General features: G+C 36.5%; 13 protein-coding genes. All 13 read right to left on the bottom strand.

Features of this window, described 5'->3' with window-relative positions:
- Positions 1-326: T7SS effector LXG polymorphic toxin (locus HCJ55_RS11380; RefSeq protein WP_311773396.1), on the bottom strand; the 326-nt coding region annotated here is incomplete at its 3' end.
- A complete protein-coding gene (locus tag HCJ55_RS11375; RefSeq protein ID WP_149057076.1) occupies positions 323-691 on the bottom strand; it encodes a DNA double-strand break repair Rad50 ATPase in 369 nt (122 codons plus the stop codon). The genes HCJ55_RS11380 and HCJ55_RS11375, both read right to left, overlap by 4 nt.
- Before the next feature lie 129 nt (positions 692-820).
- The gene (isdG, locus tag HCJ55_RS11370) at positions 821-1,186 is read right to left on the bottom strand and encodes a heme oxygenase IsdG (RefSeq protein WP_003721271.1); all 366 of its coding nucleotides are present in this window, start codon (positions 1,184-1,186) and stop codon (positions 821-823) included.
- Positions 1,187-1,318: 132 nt separating this feature from the next.
- Complete coding sequence (locus HCJ55_RS11365) at positions 1,319-1,888, bottom strand: VanZ family protein (RefSeq protein WP_185518272.1); 570 nt, start codon at positions 1,886-1,888, stop codon at positions 1,319-1,321.
- Between the two features lie 33 nt (positions 1,889-1,921).
- On the bottom strand, positions 1,922-2,401 hold the full coding sequence (locus tag HCJ55_RS11360; RefSeq protein ID WP_185518270.1) for a GyrI-like domain-containing protein: 480 nt from the start codon (positions 2,399-2,401) through the stop codon (positions 1,922-1,924).
- 89 nt (positions 2,402-2,490) lie between these two features.
- Positions 2,491-3,594 (bottom strand): dual-specificity RNA methyltransferase RlmN, encoded by a 1,104-nt coding sequence (gene rlmN / locus HCJ55_RS11355; RefSeq protein WP_185518268.1) that lies wholly within the window; start codon positions 3,592-3,594, stop codon positions 2,491-2,493.
- Positions 3,595-3,744: 150 nt separating this feature from the next.
- Positions 3,745-5,445, bottom strand: a complete 1,701-nt coding sequence (locus tag HCJ55_RS11350; RefSeq protein ID WP_185506679.1) for an oleate hydratase — start codon at positions 5,443-5,445, stop codon at positions 3,745-3,747.
- Positions 5,446-5,554: 109 nt separating this feature from the next.
- On the bottom strand, positions 5,555-6,115 hold the full coding sequence (locus HCJ55_RS11345) for a TetR/AcrR family transcriptional regulator (RefSeq protein WP_185518266.1): 561 nt from the start codon (positions 6,113-6,115) through the stop codon (positions 5,555-5,557).
- Positions 6,116-6,305: 190 nt separating this feature from the next.
- A complete protein-coding gene (locus HCJ55_RS11340) occupies positions 6,306-6,548 on the bottom strand; it encodes a hypothetical protein (protein ID WP_185518264.1) in 243 nt (80 codons plus the stop codon).
- Between the two features lie 393 nt (positions 6,549-6,941).
- The gene (locus HCJ55_RS11335) at positions 6,942-7,286 is read right to left on the bottom strand and encodes a hypothetical protein (RefSeq protein ID WP_185518262.1); all 345 of its coding nucleotides are present in this window, start codon (positions 7,284-7,286) and stop codon (positions 6,942-6,944) included.
- 71 nt (positions 7,287-7,357) lie between these two features.
- The gene (locus tag HCJ55_RS11330; protein ID WP_185518259.1) at positions 7,358-7,540 is read right to left on the bottom strand and encodes a TreTu family toxin; all 183 of its coding nucleotides are present in this window, start codon (positions 7,538-7,540) and stop codon (positions 7,358-7,360) included.
- The gene (locus HCJ55_RS11325; RefSeq protein WP_260451391.1) at positions 7,541-8,311 is read right to left on the bottom strand and encodes a T7SS effector LXG polymorphic toxin; all 771 of its coding nucleotides are present in this window, start codon (positions 8,309-8,311) and stop codon (positions 7,541-7,543) included. It lies immediately after the preceding gene.
- Complete coding sequence (locus tag HCJ55_RS11320) at positions 8,214-9,065, bottom strand: AbiH family protein (protein ID WP_185518284.1); 852 nt, start codon at positions 9,063-9,065, stop codon at positions 8,214-8,216. Before HCJ55_RS11320 ends, HCJ55_RS11325 begins: the two co-directional genes overlap by 98 nt.
- Positions 9,066-9,417 lie beyond the last annotated feature (352 nt).

The raw sequence follows: 9,417 nt of genomic DNA, 5'->3' as shown, positions 1-9,417 counted from the left end.
TCAATCATTTGGCCGAGTTCGTATAAACCATCTGCATCAATTTTAGCATTAGGAGAAGGGTCTACTTGGTCGTGAAAATCTTGGATGTACCGCTTCAACCTTTCCTCACTCTCATTCATTGCCTCGGTTATCGTGTCGCAGAGTGGAATGTACGTCATTTGATAATAATTTTTGGACGCTTCCACGGCCTTCCCTTTTAAACTACCATCTTCTATGTAGTTTGTCACGGTGGTTTTGACGCCTTGGATGATTTTTCTTCCTGTTTGGTTAGCTGCGCGTAGTTGGAATGCAAAATCTCGTATTTCTCCGATGTCGATTCGGCTCACTGGAACAACTCCTTTTGTACATCTTGTTGTTTACTTTCCAATTGGTAGATGTTTTTTTGGTATGTATTTATTTTTTCTTGGCGTTTTTCCTCCTCAGCTTGAAAGGTTTGGCGCCATTTATTTTTCTCGTCTGCTTGGAGGTCTTCTAAATAGTAGCCGAAATCGCGAGCTTGATCACCTTGCCAGACTTCTCTCATCAACTCCAAAGACTCGCGTTCTTCGTGACAAATCCGCTCAAAATCTTCTTCTAGCCAAATTCGCTCATTTTGTTCATGTTTGAGCATATCTAAAGATAATTCCTCATCTTTTTGTTGTTTTTGGAGGGTTTGTAGTTGTTGTTTCAATTTCTCGTTGTTTGAATCCACTTAAATCCATCCCTGCTTTTTTATTCTTAATATACCGCATAAGATATAAAAATTCAATAATTATCTGAAAATTCGAGCGGCCACAAAAAAACAAGCCATCTACCTCGAAACGGCTTGTTCATTCACTTCTTATTTTTCAACGATTACAGGGTTTTGCACATGAACCACTTCAAAACGAGCGATTGCATTTCCTACGATGCCTTTGCGGTCTTCTCTTTGTTCTCTAGTGTCTTTTGTTCTGCCGTGTGCTTTTTTGAAGGAATCGCTTTTCACCCAATTGCGTTGAGCTTCTTCGCTTTCCCATTTGCTTGTTACGACTACTTCTTCATAGTCTTTGTCTTCTGGTTTGCTGTGCCATAGTTCGAAGCCTAGGAAACCTTCTACTTCTGCGATATCTTTTGTTGGGTGTCCGTCGCCATTTGCGCCTGTGAACTGACGGATAACGTGCTCTGCTGCGCCTTTTTCTACCTTAATCGTATTAGTTACAATAATCATTCTTAAATCCCCCTTGGATAATTGTATTGTATGTATAATAGGCTAGTTCCTTCCATTATATTGATAATGATTCTCAATGTCAATTTTAGGGAATGGGATTGGAGTGGGATTTAAAAAGAACAAATTTCACAATCAATGAAATTTGTTCTTTAGTTTGAATATCGTTTTGAACCAAGGAACTAAAAGTAAAGCACACATATATCCGATTACGTTTAAAATTAGATCATCTATATCCGAAACATTGTTTGGGTATTGAAAAATCAAGTTTAGTAAGCCTTGCGATAATTCAATGAAGAATGAAAGACATAGAGCTAAAATTAAATTTTTTAATACGGATATACTTCTGTTTATGTTCATATAAATGGCTAATGGTGCTAATAATAATACGTTGCCAAAGAATTGAATCATAATATGATAATTTGTCATATGGCTAATATAGAAGCTTATTGACTTGAAAGGAATGACTTGCAAATATGCTTCAAAAGGAAAAGTTTCTCTGATTGTATTTGAACTTACTATGTTAAATGGTAGCAGCACAACTTCTACCAATACAGCTAAATAAGCTACAAAAACAACATTGATTAAAGTCTCATTTTTATTAAATAGCGATTTAACAATAATTTTTTTAATACCAAAATATACTAACTCAAAAATACATATAACTATTAGTGTCAATGGGATTGAGATAGGAATGGTTGTCATTAAATAACCTCTGCTTTTCATGATGAATTTTTATTAGTCTTTTTCAACCACCGGAATCCAAACTTCCGAATAATAATCAGTGGCAGTTGTGTCGCCTTCTGTATAGACTTCTAGTTCTGGAGCGTTTCCGTGGGTGTAGTTGCTTGTTTGGATCCATTCGCCGTAAATGTATTCCCACACTTTTTGGATTGCGTTGGGTAGTGGACCGACTGATTTGAAGATGGCCCATTTACTTGCTGGGATGGTTAGTTGTTCCATGTCTTCTGGCGGAGTGAGTTCGGATTCAATCGCGATATAATAGTCCATTTTGTCGCCGTTCATTTTACAAACGCCTAAAATACCATCAATTGTTGCAAATTCAGCTAATTCGTTGATTCGTTCCGCATCGCCATTTGTGTTTGCTTCTTGCCAAAATTGACTGATTTTTTCTTTTTGCGCATCGTTTTCAACCGAAAAAGTTCGTTTTTTTCCGACTGCTGTAAAAGCATTTCGTTCGACAATTTCTACTTCCATGATTTTTGTCCTCCTTCAATTGCTTTCGGTACCTTAAGTATAAACAAAAACTATCCAATCTCCAAATGGAAACCAGATAGTTTGAATTATTATTCTTCCGCTGCTGCTTGTTTTTGTTTCATCCGTTCGCGCACGCCAACTCGTTTGATTTGTTTACTACGAAGTTGCCCACACGCGGCATCAATATCCGTCCCGTGTTCGCGGCGAATAACACAATTAATACCATTTTTCTTAAGCGTATCATAGAAAGCGAGTACGTCTTCTTTTGTGCTACGTTCATAATCGATATGCTCATCCACCGGGTTGTAAGGAATCAAGTTAACATAAGCTAAATGACGATGTTCGCCGAGAAGTGCCGCAAGTTCGAGCGCTTCTTTTTTGTGGTCGTTTACACCTTTTAGCATAATGTATTCAAACGTGATTCGGCGGTTAGTTTTGTTAACGTAATAATGGATCGCTTCCATCAATTTCTCAATCGAATAAGTTTTGTTAATACGCATAATGCTGGTACGCAGTTCATTGTTTGGCGCATGTAAGGAAATCGCTAAGTTTACTTGGAAATCTTCATTGGCAAAATCAATAATGCGCGGTGCTAGTCCACTTGTTGAAACAGTGATATGACGCGCGCCGATCGCCAAGCCTTTGTCGTGGTTAATCACACGCAAGAAGTCCATCACATTATCGTAATTATCAAACGGTTCCCCGATTCCCATTACAACAACGTGGCTCACGCGTTCTTCCAAATTACGTCCATCCAGATAATGCTGCACATTCATAATTTGTTCCACAATCTCGCCAGCAGTTAAGTCGCGACTTTTTTTCAAAAGCCCACTCGCACAAAAAGTACAGCCGATATTACAGCCAACTTGGGTTGTTACACAAACCGACAAGCCATATTCTTGCTTCATCATCACGGTTTCAATTAAGTTCCCGTCACTCAGCTTGAATAAGTATTTCGTCGTGCCGTCTGCAGATTCCTGCACCACTTGTTCTTCTAAAGTGTTCATCACAAAATTGGCAGTCAATAGTTCAATTGTTTCTTTTGGAACGTTACTCATTTCTTCAAAAGTTTTGACACGTTTTCTATAAAGCCAGTCCCACACTTGTGTCGTGCGGAATTTCTTTTGACCGTGTGCCTCTAGCCATTCTGTTAAATTTGTCCATGTTAATCCATAAATGGAGCTTTTTTCCATTGTTCAGCCTCTTTTCAGGTCTTGTTTTCGTCTATAAAGATTATAGCTGTTTTATGGTTCACAAGCAATGCTATTTCGCAAATATCAGTCGTTTGTCCTGTCTCGCACAAAAAAAGTAGCTATTCTGTCACAAATAGCTACTTTTCCACTTTATCTAAACATGGTTTGCGTTGCTTTCGCTAGCACTTTTGGATCACGATTATGCGGTGTTACTGGGCAGATTTTTTTATCAATATCAAGCAATGTGTACACGGCGATTCTAGCAGCACGAACGGAATATTCTTCGGTGAAAACCATATCTTTCGGAATTTCCACAAATTGGCTAATCATCGCAAAGTTTGTACTGCCTTCTGGAACAACAGCCGGACGATCACTCATTGCCCGCGGTTCGAATTGCGCATCAATATATGGCATGTAACACGGAATTACATTGATAATATCCGCTTTAATTTCTTCAAAATCGTCTTGCCAGTTCAAATGACACATTAATTCATATAAAATTTCTTCCCCAGTACATTCTTTCATTGGTTTTTTCACGAAATCACCAACGCGGTCTGGATATAATCCGTAACCCCAGAAAATCGTAGTATTCGCATCTTGCGCTTTAAAATGGGGCTGTGCGGCAACAACGGTACTCATTAGCCAATTGGAATCTTTGAAAGTCATAAGCGCGCCACTTCCCGGAATATTTCCAGTGAAACGTTCGATGCGTTTTAATAATTCATCCCCATGACAAGTGACGGTAAAGCTTTGCCAGTTTGTTTCTTCTTCATGACCGAAGAATGGCTCTGGATTACCTAGATTTGGTTTCTTTTGCGCGACTTTATACCAAAGCTCCCCGGAAATTGGTTTTTCTTCTGGTTTTGGTGCTGGCGTGTTCATATCGCCGAGTGTCGCACTATCCGTCATACAAGCATTCGTCATAATCACGTCATCGTCCGGGCCAAGTTCGATAGTTGATCCATCCGATAAATGAAGTGCTGTTGCTGTAATTCCAGGCGCATCTTTGAAATCGATATCTTCCACCGTTTGATTAATCGTAAAATCAACATGGTGTTTATCTAAAAATGTTTTTAAAGGTAAAATTAAGCTTTCATATTGGTTTAACGGCGTTCTCGTTACCCCTTCTAGCGTATCAATCCTGCTAAACTCTAACATCATCCGATTCATATAACGTCTAAATTCAAACAAGCTGCTCCATTTTTGGAAAGCAAAAGTGGTTTGCCACATATACCAAAAATTCGTTTCGAAAAAGTGTTCATCAAACCAATCACGGATTGTTAAATTATCAAGTTTTTCTTCCGGAGTAGCGAGCAGTTTTGTCATCAACATCCGGTCATTATTATTAAATCCCATCGAATGCGCATCGAGAATATTGCGATCTTTATCAACTAATCTCGCTTGCGCATGGGTTGGATGTAAGTGGTCAAAGTTCAAAATTTCTTCTGTCACACTAAAGTTTGGCATATCAAGCGACGGAATACTGCTAAATAAATCCCAGAAATTTTCATAAGTTTCTTCATTTAACATCCGACCACCGCGGCACACAAAACCATTTTCCACGCTTCCCGCTCCGTCGTTACTTCCGCCTAAAATGTGCATGCCTTCAATAATATGAATATTTTTCCCATCAAAATTAGCATCGCGAATTAAGTAAACGGCCCCCGCCAAACTAGCAATCCCGCCACCAACGAAATACACTTGTTTATCGCCATAATAGCGCGCTTTAATAGCTTCATCTACTGCCCGTTCTTTTTCAACAGCTTTTTGTTCAGAAATTTTCTTTGCGGCAATACCTGTTCCAATTGCAGCCCCAGTTAGAGCGACTAGCGTACGTTTTTTATTTTTCATCACTATCTCCTCCAATTTCTTGATACAGATAGTATACCTCTACTCGCACGCATTTAATCTGGGCAAAAGAACCTTTATGTCTGTTTTTTAGACAAATTGGCGATATTGTCTAGTTTTCGCGGTACATGCTGTTTGCCAAAAACTCTGTATCCTTTGCAAGTCGAAATAGCTGATTCGCGATTGTTTCTGGCGCTTCTTTGAAACCGCGCGTAATCCATTTGATTAGCACACCCGAGCATCCATAAGAAAAGAATTCCGCATAGAAAACCCGGTCCGCTTCATTCACGGTCGCATTCGTATCAATTTTCTCAAACAAATCCATAAACAGCGAATTCGTTAATTTTGAAAAGCAAAATGAAAGAATACTCGCATCCGCCGAAACTGTATTTTTATAGAAATCAGCATTTTCTTTAATCGATTCCAGCATTTTCAGCACATGTTTATCCCAATTTTCAAGCGTAATCCCATCCGCCAAACAATGGAAAAAGTCATTTTCATACGCCCAAGTAAGCAAATCGTATTTATCTGTAAAATGATAGTAAAAAGTTTGCCGATTGAGCCCACAAATATTCGTAATATCCGCAATACTAATCTTTTCAAACCGCTTATGCTGACAAAGCTCCATCAGCCCACCAGCAATCGCTTTTTTAGTAATGAGTGATTCCGCCATGCTGTTCGCCTCGATTCGTTTGTTTGGGTTTATTGTATCTCAGGTGGGGTTGGAATTGCTAGGGAAAACATGAGGCTATAAAAAAGTAAGCATTAGTGTCAATGCTTACTTGAGAGGTTTGAGTTCATGTACCTAGATACAATACTCCTATTTAGTTTGGATCATCCAGCTATTCATATATTTACATCCGTTAGACTAATACAATAATTAAACTTAATAGAACTACTAACACACCTTCAAATAACATAGCGCTCCAAAGATATTCTTTTTTCTTCACATTTACTATACCTGTTGCTAAGAAGCAGATTAAAAGAATGATGTGAAGCCAAATTGGAAAGACAATGCCAGTATTACTACTAACCATAGAAATACTCATGTAAATACATACTATTGTCCAGACGATTAATGTACTTGTTAAAATTATTCTTTTCATTATACTATTACTCCTTAATACGGTTTGGAATTAAAGAACCAATTTCCTACATTTTTCAGTTGTTTATCTATTTTTTTGCCTTTAAGCGTACCTATTGCATGTACATCTTGATATTTAAAAGCATATAGTTTCTTACCATAGTTTGTTGGAACTAATCCTGTTGTGCGATACTGCTTACTTGATAGTCTAAAGTTAATTTACACAGATTAAACACTTTTATTTGGATATACGAGTTTACTTTTTGTATTTCTTATTAAATTCATTGTGTACGTTTGCACATTTTATACAAACCTACACTCTTATTTATAATGTATCTTTTTTATCATTTTTAGAGTTATAGGTTAATTTTTACTGTTTGTGATTATATCTCCTTATAGCAATAAGGTTGTTTTATTACTCCATCGCTTTAAAATTATTTAAAAAATGAATTCCTTTATTTAATTCTTTCTCAATATCGTTCCATTGACTTGTTTCATCATCATACCAAGAATAGATAATTTTAACTTTACCATCAATCAAAGAAACTGCTTCAAATGAAACATAGCGATATGGGGCATAAGTAGGTTCTTCAACTACAATTTCTGCCATACATGTATCATTATCCAGTTCTACAACATAACAGTCTTTTTCATTCTTTATAATTGTTAATTTTATATTATTCTCCTTTAGATTTTCTTTTTTTGAATCTATCAATTGGATTACACTCAATCGAATGCTATTATACATATCGTTTTGCATAATTATTTCCCTCCTAAGTTGTTAATATCAAGAGCATCTGGCATTTCAGTTATTCCAGGCAATCCTTTTTTTCAATTAAACCTGTCAATTAATGAGCCAGGCCCTGGTATTTGTGCCCAGCCTTCTTTACCAGCTGGATAAATCGTTTTTTCATTCACCTTAAATTCAGCGTATAGTGCATCATCTGCTGCGGATGGAAAGGCATCTTTATCTGCCGGATAAGCCACATAAGTCCTGTTTCCATTTCTCGACATTTATACCTTACCAGTTTCAAGCATTTTTTCAAACTCATCTACTGACATCCAACGCCCTACTTTGGCTAATCTCAATTTTTCAATTTGCTCAGCTAGTAGCGGTGTATATCGCATTGCTGCTGTTCCCAATCCTAGACCAATATCAATAAGTCCAGCAGAATCCAATGTCTTTTTCACACTCGCAACATAGGCTGAGGATCTTAATACACCACCGGAAAATCCAGAAACTATTTGCCCAGTTAAATAGTTTACTCCATCTTTCCAACTATCATTTACTCGCCGTTCTAGTTCTTCCCCGGAAAGTTCTATATAAGAAATAGCTGGTAATTCCTGACCATGTTTTTCTAAAAAGTCTTGTAATCCCTTGTTCTCTACCCGTTTTCCATTTTTTTCAAGTAACCACATCGTGACAGTTTCACCTTGATTATTCACATATGTATAGGCTAATACCGTGTAATCTTCCCAGTCATCTGGATATAGGTCTTTATCATTTTCTGTTCGTGCGTTATCCAGCGCTTTTTTCATAAGCAACAAGCTGTTTGCCGCACTTTTCGGCACAGCGTAAGTCCCTGTTTTGTCATTAAAAGTCACGTGATGTAGCAACTCTTGCACCGCGCGTCCAGTCGCTTGAATGAGTTCGGCTAATGCATTAAAAAACTGGCCATGACTTTGTTCAAAAGCCAAATATTTTTCTAGGATATTCTCTTGTTCGATGGCTTTCAGCAATTGGGTATGAACGCTTCTTGATTTCACTGCATAGACTTGTTGCATATCTGGCTTCGTGTTCGGTGCCGTCAATTGTCGATGCAAATCTTCTTCTTTTCGATGCTTCCTTTAATAGTTTATGCAATAAATTTTTGCCTTTTTCTTTGTTATCCATAGACTGACCATATCTACTAATGAGCTTTTGAACAGCATTTGAAAGTTCTTGTCTGATTTCTGCTTCATTTTCCTTGTATTTGGTATAGTATACGATAATGTTGATTGGATTTTCATAGATATTTAAAAAATCAAAAATACTTTGAAAATAAGCATAATCTGCGTTACTTAGAGAGTGACCGTAAATCTTTATCACTTTTATATCTATGCTCAGTACAGATTCTTCGGAGTCTTTATTCTCATATAATTTCCTATAAGTTTTTGTAAAATTATACAAAGGGGTATCATTATCTATAGTACCGTGATCAATTCCAAAAATAATTTCATTCCCTAATTTACCATGAACATTATCTTTCACTTTAATACTAATCTCATCACCCTCTTCGCTAGTCACTTTTGAAGGAATATGAGTATAATTAAAACTAAGAACATTTGCTAATACATTCTGATTATTATCTTCCTGTACCAATTTGCTTAAATTTTCTTCTGCAATGCGCTGGTAATCTGTACTTTGGGCACATTCTCTTAAATAGGCATCAAATTTTGTTCCGTACTTAAATATTTCTTGAGACATAATTCTAAGTACATCGGTTTTAAAGTAACTTTTTTCATTGTATATTTTACCTAAAATAGCAAGATATATCATATAATTAGAAATAGGGCTACATAAATATAACATAATATTTTTATGTATACCTAAAATTGTAATGAAATGTCCGATTCTTGTCTTGAACGACCTTTTTTGTCTAAAAAGCTCTTGTAATCGTCACAATCTGGATGATTCAAACTTTTTAAACGCTCAAAAATTCACAAAATGTGTTTATATACACTATTTTATACAATATAAACAGTTAATTAAAAATAATTATTTTTTATAACTCTATTTGCAACATTAAAATATATCCCTTTACTTCAAACTCAACAAATCAGAAATTCGATAGATTGTATTAATACCGCTTGAAAAATTGTAAGACTTTTCTTTCTTCAATATCATCTTG

Source organism: Listeria marthii, from assembly GCF_014227425.1.
In the GTDB taxonomy this organism is placed as follows: domain Bacteria; phylum Bacillota; class Bacilli; order Lactobacillales; family Listeriaceae; genus Listeria; species Listeria marthii.
This window is presented reverse-complemented; position numbering and strand designations above follow the sequence as displayed.